This is a genomic window from Marinilactibacillus sp. 15R, assembly GCF_001895285.1.
Classification (GTDB): domain Bacteria; phylum Bacillota; class Bacilli; order Lactobacillales; family Carnobacteriaceae_A; genus Marinilactibacillus; species Marinilactibacillus piezotolerans.
On sequence record NZ_CP017761.1, the window covers coordinates 1,418,866 to 1,439,761 of the forward strand.

A 20,896-nucleotide genomic window follows, 5' to 3' on the forward strand; every position below is an offset into this window, starting at 1 on the left:
TTAAGATGTCAAAAGTAAGAATTGGAATTGATGTAGGAGGAACTTATACGGATGCTGTAGCCATTGATAATGATTCGTATGAGATTATAGGTAAATTAAAGATTCCTACTACACATAATGCAAAAGAAGGTGTATCTAAAGGGATTGTTATTATTTTGAAAGAGTTAATGAAAGAAAATAACATTAAGCCAGAAGACGTTACCTTCATTTCGCATGGGACAACACAAGCAACAAATGCTTTACTAGAAGGAGATGTTGCTAAAGTTGGAGTCTTTGCTTTATCAACAGGTATAGATAAAAGAGGAGCGATAAAAGATACTAATCCTGGAAATATTGAGCTGGCAGATAATAGATACTTAAGAACAGAACATTATTTTTGTGATTCCAATGAGTTGTCAGAAAAACGAATGGAAGAAGGATTGGACGAGTTAATAAAAAAAGAATCAGAAGTAATTGTTGCTACTGAATCTTATAGCATAGAAGATCCAACAAAAGAGAGATCAATTGTAAAAAAAGCTCATGAGAGGGGGTTATATGCTACAGGTGGCTATGAGATCAGTGAGCTATATGGGCTGAAAATGCGAACAAGAACGGCGGTAGTAAATGCAAGTTTAATTCCTAAGATGCTGGAAACTGCTGAAATGACTGATCAATCTGTCAAATCCTCTGGAATTGATTCCTCGCTCATGATTATGCGTTGCGATGGAGGAGTAATGAATGTAAATGAAGTACGTAAAAGACCAATATTGACTATGTTATCAGGCTTAGCCGCAGGTGTAGCTGGTGCTTTAATGTATGAGAAAATCTCAGATGGAATATTTTTTGAAGTCGGAGGAACCAGTATAGATATTTCTGTTATTAAAAACGGAAGTGTCATGCTAAAAAATGCGGAAGTCGGAGGACATAAAACCTATGTGACTTCATTGGATGTTCGTACACTAGGTATTGCTGGTGGAAGCATGGTCATTGTGGAAGAAGGAAAGATCACCGATGTTGGCCCAAGGAGTGCCCACATTGCGGACAAAGCATATGAATGTTTTGCATCTGATACTGAAATGGAAGGAGACCTTTCTATTGAATATATTTCTCCTCTATCAGACGATTCAAATCATTATGTGGTAGTGGAGAATGCTGGCCATACACAGTATGCCTATACACTAGCAGGTGCTGCAAATCTTTTAGGCTATGTCCCGGAAGAAGATTATGCTCATGGAAATGAACAAGCGAATAAGAAGGCTTGGGAGGCTTTAGGAAACCATTTAGGAGTGACAGCAAAAGACGCAGCAAGAGAAGTAATGAATGTTGCATTGAAAAAAGTTCAACGGATTGTAGACGCATTAATCCAAGAGTATGATTTGAATAAAGACTTCTCCGTATTAGTAGGGGGTGGTGGAAGTGCCTCAGTTGTGACTCCTGCGTTAGCAGAGTTTCTTGATATGAAATTCCAAATCGCTAAGAATGCGCCGTATATTTCAACAATTGGTGTAGCACTAGCGATGGTTCGTGAACAAATGGAGCGTTCAGTTATTAACCCTACAGAACAAGATATCAAACAAATTCGAGCAGATATCTTTGATAAAATTGTCAAATCTGGTGCAAACGAAGAAACAGTGGATATTTCAATTGAAGTAGATGCTCAGAAAAATATTTTACGTGCGATTGCTACAGGTTCAACAGAGCTTCGAACAAAGGATTTAACTTCTAAGGAAATGTCTGTAGAGGCAATGGAGAAAGTTGTCACTGACTCATTAGGACATGAGAATGGAGTGGTAAGGAAGTTAGCTTCTGCTAATCGGTGGCATGTTTTTGAAAGCAAACAAGAGAAGAAAAAATTATTCGGATTAATGAAAAGCAAAAATTCGGCTATTGCAGTACTAGATAGAGAAGGAATTGTTAGATTAAAGGCACAAAATGGATATTTTCAAGAGTTCAATAAGCAATCTTTAGAGATTTTTGAAGAGTTTATTGATGAGCACACGATTTATTCTGATGCAAATGCTACCCCACCTAAAGTCTATCTTTTCTTTAAAGAGAAAATGTTAGATTTAACTGGGCTACAATCGAAAGAACAAATCCTTTCATTGGCAGATCTGGAATTAGATATGGTAAATGAGGATATTCCTATTTTGGCAGTATGTTACAAATAAGAGGAGAGATGGGGGAAAAATGGAAGACCAAATTCTAGCTTTAGCAGAATTAAGAAGAGATCTCTTGTTTGAAAAAATTCCACGAAGTCAATATGACTACTATATAGAAAATGCTATAAATATAGGGAAGAATGCTGCAAAGCCATTTAAAGATAAAAAAATAAAAAGTTTATATAAAGAGTTTGACATTACTCTATCGTATAGTGATAAAGCGAATATGATCATGAACTTTCAACTCAGAGCTGAGTTTGTTAAGAAGAAAAATAAAAATGAAGTAGTGTTATACACAAAGTCTTTGGAAGCATTAACAGCAGCTTGGAATCAATCAAATAGATGTTCAAATAAGGTAGAGCAATCAGATATCGAAGATGTTCATCTCGCACATGAATTTCACCATTTTTTAGAATATAACATTCATTCTCCAGTGGAAAAGCAGTTGAAGCCTATTGAGATTCCTACACTTTTTGGAAACAGAAAAAAGAAATATATTAAGCAGTGTTCAGAGATTGCTTGTCATGCTTTTGCGAAGGAATTAACAGAATTTCCGTATTTTCCTACTATACTAGACCTTGTTTTCTTAGAATCAAAGGGAGAATTGGATGCTGAAATAGCTAAAGAAGTATTTGAGTTAAGAGTATAAATTTTTAAAAAGGACGTGTAAAAATGTTTGATGTAATTGTATTAGGTGGAGGATTTTCAGGAAGTATTACTGGTATAGCAGCAGCACGCTCTGGAGCAAAAACGTTAGTTATTGAAAATGGTGCTTTTTTTGGAGGATCATTAACTTCTAATGGAGTAGGACCAATGATGACTTTTCATGCGGGAGATAAACAAGTTGTTCAAGGTATCGCAGATGAATTAATCACAAGGTTAAAAGAACAGAAGAAATCCCCTGGTCATATCTTTGATACAACAGGATTTACGTACACAGTAACTCCTTTTGATGCGGAAGCTATGAAGCATGAATTAGAGCTTATGCTTGTTGAAAGTGGAGGAAAACCTCTTTATCACGCCCAGTTTGTAGAAGCAGTGAAGAAAGATAAAAATATACAATCTATAAAAGTGTATTGTAAAGGACAACTACTAGAGTTAGATGCAAAAGTTTTTGTTGATGCTACAGGAGATGCGATTGTAGCAGCTTCAGCAGGCATACCTTTGAAAAAAGGAAGAGATAGTGACTCTAAAAATCAACCAATGACCTTAACGATGCGTGTCATTAATGTGGATATTGAAAAAGTTAAAGAATATGCAAGAAATCATCCTGAAGAATTTCCAAGATATACAGATATGTCTATTTTAGACAAGGGTGATAGACTCTCCATTGCTGGATTTACTAAATTGTTTGATGAAGCAAAAAAACGGGGAGAAATTTCGATTCCTAGAGAAGATATTTTATTTTTCGAGACAAACAATAAAGGTGAAGTGATAATGAATACCACACGGATTATTGATTTAGATCCAACTGATCCGTGGGACTATAGTGAAGCAGAGTTTATTGGAAGAAAACAGTGTAGAGAATTAGAACAGTTCTTGAAAAAGTATATTCCTGGATTTGAGAATAGCATGACGATCTCAACTGGTCCAACAGTTGGAATTAGAAGCTCAAGACAAATTAAAGGAGTCTACACATTAACACTAAAAGATTTGCTAGAAAAGAAAAAATTTAAGGATACGATTGCTCATTGTGGATATCCTGTAGATATTCATAGTCCAGATGGCGAAGGTACTGAAAGTAATAAACCACAATGGGGAGACACGTATAACATTCCTTATAGCATTTCAGTGACAAATGAAATAGACAATTTAATTGTATCTGGTCGAGCAGTTTCGGCTACTTTTGAAGCTCAATCAGCTATTCGTACAACACCAACTGTAGGAGCTGTAGGGCATGCATTAGGGATAGCAGCTGCATTATCAGCTGCTAATAATGTATCCGTTAGAGATATAGATATAAAAGAAGTACAACAAAAATTAGTAGAACAGGGTGCATATTTAGACATTTGAAAGAACAAATAAAGTAGTTTTTAAATAGTGATTCCCTCTAAGAACATAGATAGAAAAGAAAGAAGCTGAAGTTATCAGCTTCTTTTTATTTACTTAATTCAATAATTTTAGGTTCTATGTCAAACATACTAAGATTAGTAGTGTAATATCCACGACGGTGGATATGCACTACTATTTTTTTATATAGTAGAGGTGAAGATGAGGCCGTCAACGTTAGAAGACCATGAGTCTGCATGTCAAACTGGCCCCTTCACTATCCTTGATTGAATTAGTTTGAAGTATGTTGGTCCTTTGAGATCGTCTATAGGAAAGTGGAATCGTTAAGGCATAGTGGAGTACTTCAATTTAATATAGAAAGGAGCGAAAATAAATGAGAGTCATGGCTTTAGATGTAAGTAAAGGAAAAAGTTATGTTGTTATTTATGAAGAAGAATTGTGTGTTGCAGAATGGGAAATTAAGCACAATCAAGAAGGGTTTAACCAACTTAAAAGCCAGCTTTGTAAAGAAACTACTGAAGTAGTTTTTGAAGCTACAGGTGTTTATTCTAAACAGATTGAGTCTTTTTTTAAGACTGAGCGGATTTCGTATTGTATCCTAAACCCATTATTAGCTAAAAAACAAACCGATGGTTTGCGTGGCAATAAAACAGATAAAGTAGATGCACATAAATTAGCACAGTCACATTATCGTTTTGATCGTGAAAAAAAGAATCATCAGACCTCAATCTATTCAGAGATACATGAAGTATCTATTTTGTATGATGAGGTTCACGCTAATCTAATAAAACAAAGAGTACAACTTCACGCCGTTCTCCAACAGTGTTTTCCAGAGATAGAGACGCTGTATTCTAGTAACCTATCTAAATATGCATTAAATATTATTGAGCGTTTTCCTCATCCTGCATATATTAAAGAGTTAAGTAAAACAAGGATAAAAAATATAATTCTCGCAAGCACTAAAAAAAATATCTCAAAAGAAGAAGCTCTACTGAAAGCAGATCAACTAATTCATTTAGCAGATGTATCTTATCCAGCAGTAGATAAAGATCATTTTTTAGTAACTAAAGTTCAATACAGAATTAAGCAGATACAACAGTTATTTGATACAAAAGAACGATTATCTAAAAAAATGATTGAACAGTCAAAAAAGCTTAATGAATTTTCAGTATTAGTTAGTATTCCTGGGATAGGCCCTCTAACGGCCGCGTTAATTATTTCTGAATTAGGGGATATCAGACGATTTTCTACTTCAAATCAGTTGAACGCTTATGTTGGAATTGATATACGCACTCATCAATCTGGAACGATGAGAAAGAAAGACCGAATAAATAAACGTGGGAATGCCCGCGCTAGAAAGATATTATTTTTTACTATTCGAAATATGTTAAAAACTCAAAAAACTGCACCCAACCATATTGTTGATTACTATTATAAATTAAAAAAACAACCTTACTCCAAAAGAGATAAAGTTGCTGTAATAGCTTGCATGAACAAGCTGTTAAAAGTTACTCATTATTTAGTTAATAAAAATGAGTTATATGATTATGCTAAGTCCCCACATAGCTAATCTTTATATTAATAGTATACATGCCTAGCTTGTAAAAAAAAAGCATAACCGCTAGGTTTATTTAGTATGTAAAAAGGTAACTTAATAGGTGTCAACTTGATACAGATATAAATTAATAAGAGTTATGACTTGACTGCACCTAGGAAACAACGTTGGTAGAGAATAAAGTCAAACAATAATAGATTTTGGAAGAGGATGTACAACGAGCTTACGCTGCTGTATGTTCTCTTTCTTTTTCTATCATTTTGATTTTATTTCTGATTGGTTTTAAATTGAAGTGCAGGATAATGCGATTTTTATAGTGAATAAAGTTCCCATAGCCATAGGCTACTCTGTTTAATACCTTGATTTTGTTATTGATTCCCTCTATCTTTCCATTGTTATAAGGATAATAGAAGGTATTTTGGATATAAAGAAAATGAGCGCTCAACGTCTTTAAACTAGTTTTCATGTATCCAGATAGTTCAGGAGAAGCTGGTTGATCTAAAACAGTTCTTAACTCTTTTGAGTCATTGTGTTCGACGGCTTTAAGAATAGCTTGATACATTGTATAAGTTGCTTTTAGTTCTGGATCGTACGCCAACATCTCAGAAACGATTGCTGATTCCAGACGCTGTCCGAACATGGGAAAGTATTGATACGTAGTATAAGACAACTCGGACTCTTTCTTCAGTAGTTTCTTCCAGAAGCGTTTTAGTCGTCTATACTTCTTTTGGTCTTCTCCATTGGACGTTCGAAGTCGATTCATGACTTTTACGCGTGTTTTGTTCATCGCTCGGTTCACGAGCTGAACGATATGAAATCGATCAATAATGATATCAGCGTTCGGAAACAATTCAGGGATGAAGCTGACGTAACTGGCATTCATGTCTGTCGTAATCGTTTTGACCTGATTTCTCTGGTTTTGGCTGTATCGAGAACAGAAGTGATCTTTGATTGTACGAGTATCTTTGCTTTCTAAAATATCTAGTATCGTTCCTGTTACGACATCAATATACTCAAAAGCCATTTGCCCATTTCCATACTTAAACTCATCAAAAGACAAGTTCTCCGGCAATGAATGATAGTAAGGTCGATAATACTTCACCTGTTCATTGATGATTCTTTGAATCGTTGTGGAAGAGACATTCGTCTCTTCTGCCAAGCTCTTGATCGAACGAGCATCAGCTGACTTCGCCAGTATTTCTGCTTTGATAAAATTAGAGATAAAACACGCCTCTTTTACAATCGGTGTTTCCGCAGTAAATGTTGCTTCACAAGACGTACACTTGAACCGCTGCTTTTTCACTCTGAGATAGGTCGGATAAATGTCAGACATTGGTAAAGTGATTCTAGAAGTCTGGGGCCCATTTTTATAGATGGAGAAGTTTCTATTTGGTTCCTGACATTTTTTACATTTCGTAGGAATATAAGTCAGAGTGCAGTCTATAAATTTACATTTCTTTTGTTTATGTATGCCGTAAGACACGCAATTATCTTCGAAAATCATATTTTTGTCTTGAATATCTAGTACATTTTGCATATCATTTGATGTAGGCAAGTGAGTTCCTCCTATGGATATTTGGTTTCGTCGACTATTATTCTACAGGAGAACTCACTTGTTTTCTATTTTCTGAGACAAAAAAAGACGCCAGTGATTTCTCACCAACGTCATATATTATAGAACCAAGAAACTGAGGTTGATATCCAACAAGTTAGAGCGGAAAATAGTGCTGAAAAATCTTACCAGCACTAAATAGTAGTATTTTTCGATTAATAAAATTATAGGCTGATTAAGTTGAAAATCAAGAATAGAGTCAAGTAGTTCATTGTAAAGATTGTGCTGAAATATAAAGTGGAACGTCTTCTGTTATTTAAGATAAATAATGGAAGAAAAAATGTAGATAGGAATAAAAGTAAGCTCCACCACGAAAAAATAGTCCAAGTTAAAGTAATTATTATTAAATATGCAAAAAAAGCTATAAGATATTTTAGATTATTAGTAATTACTTTATTCCAGGTATAATACTCGTATAAAAATATCGGTATGATTAGTGGAAGTAAGTAGGGAATTATAGCAATAGAAATAAATCCTGTATGAATATAAAATCCAAAAGTATTTAATAACAAGCTTTTAAATAGCGTTATCAAAGAAATTGCTAATAAATCTAGGTCATAATGAATGAATAAGTATTTACCTTGAACCATAATAACGTAACAAAGCAATAATAATCCTGATACAAAAGAATGTATTGTTATGAAATACAACAGACTCAATATAATAAATACTTCTAAAATCCAAACGTTTCTTATTGAAAGTTTCTTTTTTAATATAAAATAATTTCTGAAATTAGTTTCAACCACTTGATTTAATAAAACAAATAAGTAGAGAAGAAAAAAAGAAATAATATTTAAAGTTGAAAATGGAATTGCGTAAATCGTTCCAAATAATAAATAAAAACTTGGAAAAATAAAGTATAAAAACATGGGGTTTTTAGTAAAAGTTAATAAATTTAGTTTCAATTTCTTTCATCCTTTTATGGTCTTTTGCCTAATCATACCATAATTCCAGTAGACTATTTGAAACATTCTAAAAATGAGAATGAATGTTTCAAAATTATGTGGTAAACTAGTATAGGTTTACAATGAATTCCCGATAGGACGGCCACAGACCAGGTCGGAAGCCTTGTAACCGATACTGAAACAGGGGGAATACAACAAATGGTAGAAAGAAAATTATTTACTTCGGAATCCGTTTCTGAAGGACATCCTGATAAAATTGCTGATCAAATAAGTGATGCAGTTTTAGATGCAATATTGGAAAAAGATCCTGATGCTCGTGTTGCGTGTGAGACTATGGTAACCACAGGACTTGTTTTGATAGCAGGTGAGATCAGAACAAATACCTATGTTGATATGCAAAAAATTGCTAGAGATACAATTAAAGAGATTGGATATACTCGTGCTAAATATGGATTTGATGCTGAGACTTGTGCAGTACTAGTATCTATTGATGACCAGTCACCAGATATTTCAATAGGTGTAGATGATTCTGCTGAATCTAAAGCATCTGTTGGAAGTGATGAATTAGATAAAATTGGCGCTGGAGATCAAGGGTTAATGTTTGGATTCGCTTCAAACGAAACGCCGGAATTAATGCCTTTACCTATTTCATTAAGTCATAAATTGACTAGAAGAATCGCACAGGTCAGAAAAGAAAAGATTTTAAAATATTTAAGACCCGATGCAAAAGCTCAAGTTACTGTTGAATACGATGATCAAGATAAACCTAAACGTATTGATACTATTGTAGTCAGTACACAACACTCTCCAAAAGTCGATTATGATACATTGAAAAATGATGTGATTAAACATGTTATTGAAGAAGTAATTCCTTCTAAATGGTTAGATGCAGATACTAAGTATTACATTAATCCAACAGGTAGATTTGTGGTTGGAGGACCTCAAGGAGATGCTGGACTAACAGGTCGTAAGATTATTGTAGATACGTATGGTGGATATGCGAGACATGGTGGTGGAGCATTTTCTGGAAAAGATGCTACTAAAGTGGATCGTTCAGCAAGTTATGCAGCACGCTATATTGCTAAAAATCTTGTTGCTGCTGGTATTGCAGATAAAGTAGAAGTACAGCTTGCATATGCTATTGGTGTGGCCCAACCTGTTTCAATTGCGGTTGACACATTTAATACTAGTAAAATTGCTGATGAAAAAATTATAGAAGCTATTCGTCAAGTTTTTGATCTTAGACCAGCTGGTATTATCAAAATGCTGAATCTTCAAAGACCAATCTATAGACAAACAGCTGCTTATGGTCACTTTGGACGTACTGACATTGATTTACCATGGGAACATTTAGATAAAGCAGACCAACTAAAAGGATTACTTTTCTAGAAAATCATATTTAAATGATCAGAGGCTAGAGCGATGCAGTTCTAGCCTCTTTATTTTATTCTTTAAAATGTTAATTATAATAAATATTAGAAAATATGCAGGAGTGAAATTATGCAAACTGATTTAGCGAGTGGTGTGCAATTGCATGTAATGCCATCAGAAAAATTCAAGACAGTTACTATAACTATTAAATTTAAAGAAATGCTAAAAGCGGATCAAATTACTAAAAGGACATTGATTTCTAATCTGATCAATACTAACAGTCGCCATTATCCTACTCAGACTGATTTTAGAAATACACTTTCTGAACTATATGGGGCACGTTTGTCTACCAGCGTTTCAAAAAAAGGTCAGTATCATATTGTTTCAGTAGGTTTGACTGTTGTAAATGATAAATATTTAAAGGAAGAAGGCATATTAAAAAAAGCAATTGCTTTTTTAGAAAATATACTTTACTATCCAAACGTTTATCACGGAGCTTTTCATAATGAGACTTTTAAGAGAGAAATAGAAAATTTAAGAGATGAATATGAAGCAATATATGATGATAAACAAGACTACTCGACTATTGCGTTAAATGAGCTATACTTTGATACAGAAGAGCAAAGAATTCCGTCTTTCGGTAGAGAGAAAGACCTGGAATCGATAACTCCAGAAGGTCTTTATAAGACGTATGAAAAGATGCTATCAGAAAATGAGATTGATATTTTTGTGCTAGGTGATATTGTTGAAGAGAATATTATCGATACGTTTAAGTTGTTCAAATTTAATGATCGAGAGATTTTTCCACAAAAAGCTTTTTATGAATTAAAAGAAAGTACTGAAGTTAAAAGAAAGGTAGAAAAACAAGACCTAACACAAGCTAGGTATAATTTAGCGTTCAATACGAATATTTTTTATCATCAAAATAATTATTATGCTGGACAGATATTTAACGGGCTATTTGGAGGCTATCCTCATTCTAAACTCTTTATGAATGTAAGAGAGAAGGAAAGTTTAGCTTATACTATTTCAAGTGGGATCGATACATTTACTGGATCTATGTTTGTTTATTCTGGAATTGATCAAAAAGAAGCAACACATGTAGGGGAAATTATTTTAAAAGAATTAAATGCATTAAGGCAAGGAGACTTTAATGACGAATCTGTGCAGCAAACAAAAGAGTTGCTGAAAAATTCTTTATATCAATCTGAAGACAGTGCAAATAGTATGATTGAAAGAGCCTATGCTAGCAAGATAACAAGAGAGCCGCAAATAAGAATTGAAGAATGGATAAAAAAAATCGAGTCTGTAACAAAAGCAGAAATTATGGATACGGCAAAAAGGGTACAGTTAAGAGCTGAATTTTTATTAATTGGGAAGGAAGATTGAGTTGGAAAAAATCGAGTATGCACAACTGAACGAAACGATCTATAAAGAAATTTTGCCGAATGGACTTACTGTTATTCTTCTACCTAAAATTGATTTTTATAAAACTTATGCACTTTTCAGTACAAACTTTGGATCTATCGATCAGCAATTTATTCCTATAGGAGAAACTGACTTCAAGAAAATGCCTGATGGAATTGCTCACTTTCTTGAACACAAAATGTTTGAAAAAAAACATGGCGATGTATTTGATGATTTTTCAAAATTAGGTGCTTCTGCTAATGCTTTTACTAGTTTTACAAAAACTGCTTATTTATTTTCAAGTACAAGTCATTTCAAAGAAAACTTAGAAACGTTACTTGATTTTGTACAGAAACCTTATTTTACTAATAAGTCAGTTAATAAAGAAAAAGGTATTATTAGACAGGAAATTCAAATGTATGATGATCTTCCTGAATGGCGAGTATTGTTTGGCTTGTTAGAAAATCTGTATCCAAATCATCCAGCCAGTATTGACATTGCAGGAACAATTGAAAGTATAGAAGATATTACTGCAGAACTTCTATATGAAAATTATCATACTTTTTATCATCCCAGTAATATGCAGCTGTTTGTAACGGGTAATTTTGAAATAGAACAAACTATTGAATGGATCAGGAAAAATCAGAATCTAAAACAGTTTGAAGAAGCTAAAGAAATTAAAAGAAGGTACCCAAGTGAAGAGAATACTAAAGTGATTCCATCAGGGGAAATTAAATTACCTGTAAATAAACCAAAAGTATTAGTTGGAATAAAAGGTAAAAAAAATAAATTGAAAGGTGCTGCTGCATTAAGACAACTAATAAGCGTAGAATTTTTACTAAAACTGTTATTTGGAGAAACCTCTTCGACTTATCTGAAGTTGTATGATGAAGGGCTTATAGATGATAGCTTCAATTATGAGTATACGTTTGAAAGAGAGATAGATCATTTAAGTGTAGGTGGAGATACCAAAGAGCCTGATCAATTGATTAGCATTTTAAAAAATTTACTTTTAAAAGCTTCAGAAAGTCCTGATTTAAATGAAAAACATTTTGAGATCGTAAAAAAAAGAAGTATTGGAGAGTCTCTTCAATCTTTTAATTCATTAGAATTTATTGCTCACCAGTTTAATGATGTTCAATTTGAAGATGTAACAGTTTTTGATATTATTCATCTTATGGAATCAATAGAATTAGAAGATATCAAAAAAGTTGCAATGCAATATATCAATAGTGAAAACATGTCAGAATTTCGAGTGACTCCAAAACTTAAATAATCTATCCTGATTAATGAAATATACTCCTTCTCTATCCTAATAAAATCTTAAGATTTATCATGTTTTGTAAGAATAATCACCCTATACTCAAAGTTTTTCATATGGTATACTTTTAGAAATGATACGTTACCCAATGTTTTATTTCTACTAGTATTAATTAATTCGGTAACGATGTAATCAATATCTAGAGTGCAAATATATGAAAACAATAAAAGATTAAATTCAAGCAAGACTAATCGAGTATCCGTTATAAAGAAATACTTTAGGGCAGGTGACAAAGATTGAATGAAGTAGGCGAAAAGCTTAAAGAAGCTAGAAAAGCCAAAGGTTATACACTTGATGATTTACAACAAATGACAAAAATTCAGAAAAGATATTTAATCGCTGTTGAGGAAGGTAATCTTGAAGTACTACCTGGAAATTTCTATGCAAGAGCATTTATTAAACAGTATGCTGATACTGTAGGTTTGGATGGAGAACAGCTTTTAAAAAATCATTCTGATATCCCGAAAGCTAAAAATGAAGAATATTCTGAAAAAGTTAGGACAACTCAAACGAGGACTAAACCCAAAAGCAGTAGTATTGTTGATACGATACAAGACAGTTTACCAACCATTCTGATTATTCTTTTAGTATTGGCCATTGCAGTAGTCTTTTACTGGGCAGTCTTCAAAGGAGCCGATGATAATAGTGATACACCGGTAATTCAGGATGGAATTACTGAAGATCAAGATGTAGAAGTCGGTAGTAACGATGATGTGGACCTAGACAGTGAAACCGATGAGGGTACTGATTCAGAACAGGCGACTGAAGAAGAAAACCAAGAAGAAGAGTCAACTGAGGAAGAACCTCAAGAAGAAGAACCTGCTGAAGAGGAATTTAATGTTACTCAAAGTTCTAGCACTGGTGGAACAACGAACTTTACGGTAAGTGGTACTAAACCTGCAGAACAACAACTTACATTAACCGCTGAAGGCGGAGAATCCTGGGTAAGTGTAACAGTAGATGGTACACTTATCGACGAGTCCTTGCTAGCGGATGGTAATTCACTTTCTTCAGAATTTGGTCAAGATATTTCTAATGTTACAGTAGTCATTGGTAATGCAGCAGTAACTTCAGTTCGATTAAATGACCAAGGTGTTTCTTACGCAGAAGAATCAGCAAATGCTGTAAGACAAGAACTGATATTTGAATTTGAGTAATTGAAAGAAATCGCTGTTCTACTATGTTAAAGACCAGAGGTTGTAGTGATGACAGATCTCTGGTTTTTCATTTGAATGCGTAGGAGGAAATAATGAATTTACCTAACAAATTAACTTTATTAAGAATTGTTATGATTCCGATTTTTATCATACTGGTGTTGCTTCCTTATGATCTCGGTACTATTGAATTACTTGGATCAACTGTTGAAATGCATTTATTCTTAGCTGCAATTATATTTTCACTAGCAAGTATTACAGACTGGTTAGATGGATACTTGGCCCGGAAAATGAATATCGTTTCCAATTTCGGTAAGTTTGCAGATCCACTTGCTGACAAAATGCTAGTAATGACAGCTTTCATTTTACTAATTCAGTTAGAACTTGCTCCAGCTTGGGTCATTGCTGTTATCGTATGTAGAGAATTGGCCGTCACAGGCTTAAGATTGCTTTTAGTAGAACAGGGTGGAACAGTTCTGGCTGCATCTTGGCCCGGAAAAGTCAAAACCAATGCACAAATGTTTGCAATTATATTGTTGCTGATCGACAATTTCCCTTTCAATTTAACTGGGGTTCCCGTTGCAACGATTCTTCTTTATATTAGTCTTATCTTTACGATCTATTCTGGAGTTGACTATTTTTATAACGCTAGGCATTTTTTCAAAGGAACATTTAGTAGTTGATAATGATACAAAGCAGGTAACTCAATTGAGCTACCTGTTTTTTTATAATCAAAATCACAGTAGTAAAGAAATTCATATGTTAAAATGATTATACTGTAAATTTAAAATGAATTGTTCAATAGATTGTAAGTATATATAAAGTAGGAGGTTAAATAGTGAGAGCTGAAATTATATCAATAGGAACAGAATTGTTACTCGGACAAGTGATTAATACAAACGCAGCGTATATAGCAAAAAAGCTAGCATTGCTCAGTATAGATGTTTATCATCATGTAACTGTGGGGGATAATGCTGAACGGTTAATAGAGGTGATAGAAACAGCCGAGTCAAGATCTGATATGATTATATTTTCGGGAGGGTTAGGTCCAACCGAAGATGATATTACAAAAAAAGTATTGTCAGAACATCTTGATGTAGAGTTAGTTTTACATGAAGAAACTCAAAATAAAATTATTACGTATCATAAAAATTCTGATTTTGAAATGCCAGAGAATAATCAGCTACAAGCATTGATGTTGATGGGAGCCACACCTTTACCTAACGATACGGGACTAGCTGTTGGTATGTTCTTTAAAAAAGGAGACCATTCATATATATTGCTTCCTGGACCACCAGATGAATTAGAGCCAATGGTGGAAAATCATTTAACTCAAGTGATAGTTGACAATGTGCTGGATGAACAGAAATTAGTTTCGAGAATTATCCGTCTTTTTGGATTAACTGAAGCTCAATTGGCGTTAAAAATAGAAAAAATAATCAAAGATCAGAAAAATCCGACAATTGCAATATATGCAGAAGCTGGGGAACTGACGATTCGTATTACGGCAAAAGGTCAATCAGAAGAAGAGTGTGAAAAAATGATTGATAAAGTAGAGAAAGCTATAAATAAAGAAGTAGAAGAATTTGTGTTTGGTCATGGAGAAAAAAGATTATCTGATGTTATTAAAGATATATTAATTGAACAAGAAAAAACAATAACGGCTGCTGAAAGTTTAACAGGGGGGGCATTCTTAAGTAGCATTTCAAGTGATTTAGCTGCCGGGTCTATTTTCGATGGTGGAATTGTCACTTATAGTGCTGATCATAAGCATAAATCATTAGGCGTGTCTCAAAAAGTTATTGATAGATACGGAGTAGTGAGTCCAGAATGCGCAATTGAAATGGCAGAGAAGGTCAGAGATATGTTTGAAGCAGATATAGCTGTCTCATTAACTGGAGCTGCTGGACCTAGTGCTTTAGAAGGTAATATACCCGGTACAGTATGGATTGGAATTGCTCAAAAAGGCAATGAATCTTTCGCTAAATATTATCATTTTGCATATAAGCATAATAAAAATCGAAAATTGGCAGTTCAAAACGCATTAGATTTGGTTAGACGAGTTTTATTGAAGCTTCCAGTTGATAAATTAGTTTATTCTGATGAAGATAAATAATAAAACAAGTATAAGTAATGATAATCGATATTGCGAATAAATGTTCGATTTACTATTGCGTTTTATTTGGAAAAACAGTAAAATATAAGAGTAGCAGAGAGAATACAGGATTATTATTTAAAACAGTTACAGATTCTTTATTTTTTTCGTACTAATTTAATTTGCAAGATATCTCTCAAGTTCACTTTAAAAGAATGCTATATAAAGTAGTTAATAACCAATATAAAAATTTGTCCTGAATCAATAGGAGGAGAACTAATTAATGACAGATGATCGTAAAAAAGCATTAGAAATGGCACTCAGCAAAATTGAAAAGAACTTTGGTAAAGGCTCTATTATGAAAATGGGAGAAAAAGTTGATACTCAAGTTAAAACAATTTCAAGCGGATCGTTAGCTCTTGATGTTGCTTTAGGTGTTGGTGGGTATCCACGTGGACGTATAATTGAAGTATACGGACCAGAAAGTTCCGGTAAAACGACAGTAGCTTTACATGCCATAGCGTCAGTGCAAGCTAACGGCGGAATTGCTGCTTTTATTGATGCTGAACATGCCCTAGATCCTAAATATGCTAGTGCTTTAGGTGTAAATATTGATGAATTACTACTATCGCAGCCAGATACTGGAGAACAAGCTCTGGAGATTGCAGATGCTTTAGTTTCAAGTGGAGCAGTAGATATGGTAGTCATTGACTCTGTTGCTGCTTTAGTGCCACGTGCTGAGATTGACGGTGAAATGGGCGCATCTCACGTTGGACTTCAAGCGCGCTTAATGTCTCAAGCACTTCGTAAGCTATCGGGTTCAATCAATAAGACTAAAACGATTGCTCTATTTATCAATCAGATTCGTGAAAAAGTAGGTGTTATGTTTGGTAGTCCAGAGACTACTCCTGGTGGGCGTGCATTGAAATTTTATTCAACTGTGAGATTAGAAGTTCGTCGTGGAGAATCTATCAAATCAGGTAAAGATATGACTGGGAACAAAACCAAGATAAAAGTTGTTAAAAATAAAGTTGCTCCTCCATTTAAAGTAGCACTTGTGGATATTATGTATGGAGAAGGAATTTCTCAAGTAGGAGAACTTGTAGATATGGGAGCCGAAGTTGAAATTATTGATAAAGCGGGTGCCTGGTACTCCTATGGTGATGAGCGTATTGGTCAAGGACGGGAAAATTCTAAACAATATTTAGTAGAGCATCCTGATCTATTAAAAGAGATCGAAAAAAAAGTTCGAGTTGCTTATGAAGTTGGCAGCGAAGAAGATATTAAATTTGTTAACGATTTGAATAAAGCAAGTGAAAAAGGCAAATCAAAAAAAGCAGACGATTCTATTGATGAAAAAACTGATGCTAAAAGTTCTGAACCAGAAGCATTGGACATTTGATTTAATCAACTATTTTAAGCATGTTCTAAAGGCTGTTCAGCTATTTAGAACATGCTTTTTTTATCTATACTGATAAAAAATAACTAAAATATGAATTTGAAGAGTTCATAAGCAAATTATTTAATTTACTAAACAAGGACAATTTTAACTTTTTTTAATAAAAACCTTTTAAATTATTTCTCTTTTTTTAAACTGTATTGACACATTGACCGAAGACCTTTAAAATTAGTATGTCTGTTACACAATTATGTTAAAATAAATAAAAATTTAGATTGGTGATTGTTTTTTAAACGAAAACCCGTTTAACATAAATAGTACCTGACTTTTTTATACATGAATAAAATGTAAAACTAAATAATGATACGGAGGTGACCAAATGACTACTCTATTTTACTCAGTAGCCTTCGCTATCGTTACTTTAATAATCGGAATAGTTGCAGGAGCATATTTTAATAAAAGAAGCTTCGAAAAAAGACTAGCTGATTCAAGAAAAACAGCTGATAACATTGTAGAAGATGCAAATAAAGAAGCTGAAACCTTGAAAAAAGAAGCGTTGTTGGAGGCAAAAGAGGAAATCCATTCTTACCGTACGGAAATAGAATGGGAGTTGAAAGAAAGACGCTCTGAAGTAGCACGTCAGGAAAATCGTTTAGACCAGAGAGAAGATAATCTGGAGCGTAAAGCTAACACAATGGATAAAAGAGAAAGTTCTTTACAAAGCAGAGAAGAACGATTGAGCACTAGACAAAAGAATCTAGAAGATCTAGAGAATGAAGCTGAAGAATTGATCGTGAAACAACAAGAAAAATTACAGTCGATTGCAGCGTTATCTCAGGAAGAAGCAAAATCAATCATATTAACTCAAACTGAAAAAGACTTATCTCGTGAGCTAGCTGTTATGGTAAAACAATATGAAGACAAAGCTAAATTAGAAGCGGATCGTAGAGCAAAAAACTTGATAACTCAAGCCATCCAACGTTCTGCAGCTGACAAAGTAACTGAAACAACTGTTAGCGTAATCAATCTACCAAATGATGACATGAAAGGTCGCATTATTGGTCGAGAGGGTCGGAATATACGCACGCTAGAAAGTTTAACAGGAATGGATTTAATTATTGACGATACACCTGAAGCAGTCGTTTTAAGTGGATTTGATCCTATTCGTCGAGAAATAGCAAAAATGGCACTTGAGAAGCTGATTTCTGATGGACGTATTCATCCAGGACGCATTGAAGAGGCTGTTGAAAAGTCTCGTAAAGAAATGGATGAGCGAATCCGAGAAATTGGGGAAGAAGCTATATTTGACTTAGGAATCCACTCAATACATCCTGACTTGATTAAAATAGTTGGACGCTTATATTTCAGAACAAGCTATGGTCAAAATGTCTTGAACCATTCAATAGAAGTCGCAAAAGTTGCTGGTGTAATGGCAGCAGAGTTAGGCGAAGACATACAGCTTGCTAAAAGAGCTGGACTGTTACATGATATTGGAAAAGCATTAGATAGCGAAGTCGAAGGATCTCATGTTGAAATTGGTGCTCAACTTGCTATGAAGTATCAAGAAAATGAGACGGTCATCAATGCTATTGCTTCACACCATGGTGATGTAGAAGCAAGTTCGATTATTGCGGTATTGGTAGAGGCCGCAGATTCAATATCTGCAGCTAGACCAGGCGCTAGAAGCGAATCACTTGAAAACTATTTACAACGACTAGAAAATCTTGAAAGAATTTCTAATGGATTTGAAGGCGTTAAAGAAAGTTATGCAATTCAAGCAGGTCGAGAGGTTCGAATTATTGTGAGACCGGATCAACTTGATGACAGTATGGCGGCAAAACTGGCACGCAGTGTACGTCAACAAATTGAAGAAGATATGGACTATCCTGGACATATTAAAGTAACGGTCATCCGAGAAACGCGTAGTGTAGAGTATGCTAAGTGATTTTGTCACTCAATACAGGATGATAAAATAGCGTAAGGGGCAAAAAAGGGGGCAAAAGTTAGATGATTTTGAAATCTAGCATTGCCTCTTTTTGTTGTTTTTGCATGCCTTTTGTAAAATGGCTGTAAATTACCTCGATCATTTTAGTGTCTGAATGTCCTACTTGTTTAGCGATCAAATCTTTGCTGATGCCTTTTTCTACTGCCAAACTAACAAAAGTATGCCGCAGCGTATGAGTCCTCACTCGTTTGTCTAATTCCACCTTTTTGAGTTTGCTATTTACTTTTCTGTGTTGGATCACATTACCGAATGGAGTCTTAAAAAGTTGTGTGTTTTCTTTGGGTAATCCTCTGCTCATAGTTAGTAGTTGAGTATAATAAATCTGTTCTCTCAAAAGCTTAGCAATATCTTTATTAAAATAAATTATCCGATCATCCCCAGATTTAGGACTGGTAAAGATTTTATTTCTAAAGTCATAAGTCTTATTAATCGAAATAGATTGATCTGAGAAGTCAATATCCGTCTTGTAGTCCAGAGAAGCCATTTCTCCGTATCTCATTCCTGTAGAAGCTTGAAATACGACCATGCGCTTTAATTCTAGGTCATTCGATTGAGTAAATGTTTCAACTATCTTATTCAACTCATTCCGTTCTAAATAATTATACTCATCCTTTTCTGTAATATTGATTTTAGGGATTTCTATGGCTTTGATGATGTTTTCAGTGTATAACCCATGATAAGTTTGTCCGTGCTTTAAAACTCGTGAGACGTTTGATTTTAATTGACTGGCGCTACTATAAACAAGTTCCCTTGCGTTCATTTTATTTAAAAAGTAATTATTAATATGGCTTGCTTTTATTTTGCTTACTTGTACATCCCCGAGTACTTCATTAAGCGTGTTAAGACTTCCTTTAGTACGGGACACAGAGGACAATTTTGCATTCTCGCTATAAACTTTTAACCACTTATCAGAAAGCTCTCTTAGCGTTATTTTGCTATCTACATCTTTTAAGTCTAACTTTTTTTCAATCTTATCCTGGAGCTTCATAAACATTTCTTTTTCCACACGATTATTCTTTTTAATATGCGTAAGCGACACTTTTTTTACTTTTCCCGTCAAAGGGTCTTCATAACGTTCTACATATTTATATTTACCATTCGGTAATTGCTCAATCCACATAGATAATTCTCCTTTATTATGATAAAATACTCTTATAGGTACGCAAAAGACCACAGATTTAATTAGCTGTGTTCAGTGCGTATTCTACTTTCTGGAACACACCGCTAGAGCGCCAACTCTATGATGCGGTGTGTCTTTTTTATTCCCATTTATATTCGTTTTCAGATAACATCTTAGATCCGCCTAGAGGAATTTCTCCATTATATACGTAGATTCTAGGTCGATTATCGACGTTAGCATAAGATTGAACGATTCCTTGACTGCTTGAAGCGATCATATCTTTTTCCGATTTAGTTAAAGTTTTAAAGTCAGCAGTTACTTGTACTTCAACATCGTCACCAGTATAAGTAATAGATTGAACATATAACCATGGTCCATATTCATTATTAGGTTCGCCATTTTCTATTTCGTTTCCATCACTATCTATAGTTCCTAAAGCCCAACCTTGGTTTTGTTCAAGAGAAATAGCAATCTCTTCATTTATTTTACTTAAATCATCATCGTTTGTATCATCATTCTCTATAATCTTTTCCTCTTCAACAACGTCTTCTTTTGGTTCTTCCACTATTTCCTCTTTAACATCTTTTTCAACTGGTTTTTCTTCTGAAGCTTCCGTATTCTCGCTTGCTTCTTCTTCTGTGCTATCGTAAGTTACACCGAAAGCAGCGAAAGCAACCACGGCTATAACAGCTGATATTAGTCCGTTCTTTTTATTTTTACTCTTTATAAAACTATAAATTGAATAGATCAAAGCAACTAAAAGAATCGCTAAAAATATATCGTCCACAGTATCACTCCTAAGTT

15 protein-coding genes and 1 riboswitch are annotated in these 20,896 nt (G+C 34.1%); of the genes, 12 read left to right on the forward strand and 3 right to left on the reverse strand.

Going from position 1 to position 20,896, the window contains the following annotated elements:
- The first annotated feature begins 5 nt into the window (after positions 1-5).
- The 4 genes from BKP56_RS06940 to BKP56_RS06955 all read left to right on the forward strand — a co-directional run bounded on the left by BKP56_RS06940 (position 6) and on the right by BKP56_RS06955 (position 5,718).
- Positions 6-2,147: a hydantoinase/oxoprolinase family protein gene (locus BKP56_RS06940; RefSeq protein ID WP_072694388.1), complete on the forward strand. Its 2,142-nt coding sequence runs from the start codon at positions 6-8 to the stop codon at positions 2,145-2,147.
- Between the two features lie 19 nt (positions 2,148-2,166).
- Positions 2,167-2,787, forward strand: coding sequence for a hypothetical protein (locus tag BKP56_RS06945; RefSeq protein ID WP_072694389.1), 621 nt, complete (start codon positions 2,167-2,169; stop codon positions 2,785-2,787).
- A 23-nt stretch (positions 2,788-2,810) separates the two neighbouring features.
- On the forward strand, positions 2,811-4,151 hold the full coding sequence (locus tag BKP56_RS06950) for an FAD-dependent oxidoreductase (protein WP_072694390.1): 1,341 nt from the start codon (positions 2,811-2,813) through the stop codon (positions 4,149-4,151).
- Positions 4,152-4,521: 370 nt separating this feature from the next.
- On the forward strand, positions 4,522-5,718 hold the full coding sequence (locus tag BKP56_RS06955; RefSeq protein WP_072693656.1) for an IS110 family transposase: 1,197 nt from the start codon (positions 4,522-4,524) through the stop codon (positions 5,716-5,718).
- A gap of 208 nt (positions 5,719-5,926) precedes the next feature.
- Here BKP56_RS06955 and BKP56_RS06960 read toward each other — a convergent pair whose 3' ends face one another.
- Positions 5,927-7,258 (reverse strand): ISL3 family transposase, encoded by a 1,332-nt coding sequence (locus BKP56_RS06960; RefSeq protein ID WP_083540503.1) that lies wholly within the window; start codon positions 7,256-7,258, stop codon positions 5,927-5,929.
- Between the two features lie 1,074 nt (positions 7,259-8,332).
- Positions 8,333-8,421: riboswitch (SMK box riboswitch) on the forward strand.
- Here BKP56_RS06960 and metK point away from each other — a divergent pair.
- The 8 genes from metK to rny all read left to right on the forward strand — a co-directional run bounded on the left by metK (position 8,419) and on the right by rny (position 18,912).
- A complete protein-coding gene (gene metK, locus BKP56_RS06965) occupies positions 8,419-9,609 on the forward strand; it encodes a methionine adenosyltransferase (protein WP_072694391.1) in 1,191 nt (396 codons plus the stop codon). Its footprint overlaps the riboswitch before it by 3 nt.
- 111 nt (positions 9,610-9,720) lie before the next feature.
- Positions 9,721-10,980, forward strand: coding sequence for an EF-P 5-aminopentanol modification-associated protein YfmF (yfmF, locus tag BKP56_RS06970; RefSeq protein ID WP_072694392.1), 1,260 nt, complete (start codon positions 9,721-9,723; stop codon positions 10,978-10,980).
- A gap of 1 nt (position 10,981) precedes the next feature.
- Positions 10,982-12,274 (forward strand): EF-P 5-aminopentanol modification-associated protein YfmH, encoded by a 1,293-nt coding sequence (gene yfmH / locus BKP56_RS06975; RefSeq protein WP_072694393.1) that lies wholly within the window; start codon positions 10,982-10,984, stop codon positions 12,272-12,274.
- A 281-nt stretch (positions 12,275-12,555) separates the two neighbouring features.
- Complete coding sequence (locus BKP56_RS06980) at positions 12,556-13,476, forward strand: helix-turn-helix domain-containing protein (RefSeq protein WP_072694394.1); 921 nt, start codon at positions 12,556-12,558, stop codon at positions 13,474-13,476.
- Between the two features lie 92 nt (positions 13,477-13,568).
- Positions 13,569-14,156, forward strand: coding sequence for a CDP-diacylglycerol--glycerol-3-phosphate 3-phosphatidyltransferase (gene pgsA / locus BKP56_RS06985; RefSeq protein WP_072694395.1), 588 nt, complete (start codon positions 13,569-13,571; stop codon positions 14,154-14,156).
- A gap of 155 nt (positions 14,157-14,311) precedes the next feature.
- The gene (locus BKP56_RS06990) at positions 14,312-15,589 is read left to right on the forward strand and encodes a competence/damage-inducible protein A (protein WP_083540504.1); all 1,278 of its coding nucleotides are present in this window, start codon (positions 14,312-14,314) and stop codon (positions 15,587-15,589) included.
- 262 nt (positions 15,590-15,851) lie between these two features.
- A complete protein-coding gene (recA, locus tag BKP56_RS06995; RefSeq protein WP_072694397.1) occupies positions 15,852-16,970 on the forward strand; it encodes a recombinase RecA in 1,119 nt (372 codons plus the stop codon).
- 376 nt (positions 16,971-17,346) lie between these two features.
- On the forward strand, positions 17,347-18,912 hold the full coding sequence (gene rny / locus BKP56_RS07000; RefSeq protein WP_072694398.1) for a ribonuclease Y: 1,566 nt from the start codon (positions 17,347-17,349) through the stop codon (positions 18,910-18,912).
- A 58-nt stretch (positions 18,913-18,970) separates the two neighbouring features.
- On the opposite strand, the gene BKP56_RS07005 is transcribed toward rny, so the two are convergent.
- Positions 18,971-20,092 (reverse strand): tyrosine-type recombinase/integrase, encoded by a 1,122-nt coding sequence (locus BKP56_RS07005; RefSeq protein WP_072694399.1) that lies wholly within the window; start codon positions 20,090-20,092, stop codon positions 18,971-18,973.
- A 139-nt stretch (positions 20,093-20,231) separates the two neighbouring features.
- Positions 20,232-20,879 (reverse strand): hypothetical protein, encoded by a 648-nt coding sequence (locus tag BKP56_RS07010; protein WP_072694400.1) that lies wholly within the window; start codon positions 20,877-20,879, stop codon positions 20,232-20,234.
- Positions 20,880-20,896: the final 17 nt, after the last annotated feature.

Coding starts and splice junctions, on each gene's coding strand:
- BKP56_RS06940 (WP_072694388.1), top strand. CDS start 6: ATGTCAAAAGTAAGAATTGGAATTGATGTAGGAGGAACTTATACGGAT.
- BKP56_RS06945 (WP_072694389.1), top strand. CDS start 2,167: ATGGAAGACCAAATTCTAGCTTTAGCAGAATTAAGAAGAGATCTCTTG.
- BKP56_RS06950 (WP_072694390.1), top strand. CDS start 2,811: ATGTTTGATGTAATTGTATTAGGTGGAGGATTTTCAGGAAGTATTACT.
- BKP56_RS06955 (WP_072693656.1), top strand. CDS start 4,522: ATGAGAGTCATGGCTTTAGATGTAAGTAAAGGAAAAAGTTATGTTGTT.
- metK (WP_072694391.1), top strand. CDS start 8,419: ATGGTAGAAAGAAAATTATTTACTTCGGAATCCGTTTCTGAAGGACAT.
- yfmF (WP_072694392.1), top strand. CDS start 9,721: ATGCAAACTGATTTAGCGAGTGGTGTGCAATTGCATGTAATGCCATCA.
- pgsA (WP_072694395.1), top strand. CDS start 13,569: ATGAATTTACCTAACAAATTAACTTTATTAAGAATTGTTATGATTCCG.
- recA (WP_072694397.1), top strand. CDS start 15,852: ATGACAGATGATCGTAAAAAAGCATTAGAAATGGCACTCAGCAAAATT.
- rny (WP_072694398.1), top strand. CDS start 17,347: ATGACTACTCTATTTTACTCAGTAGCCTTCGCTATCGTTACTTTAATA.
- BKP56_RS07005 (WP_072694399.1), bottom strand. CDS start 20,092: ATGTGGATTGAGCAATTACCGAATGGTAAATATAAATATGTAGAACGT.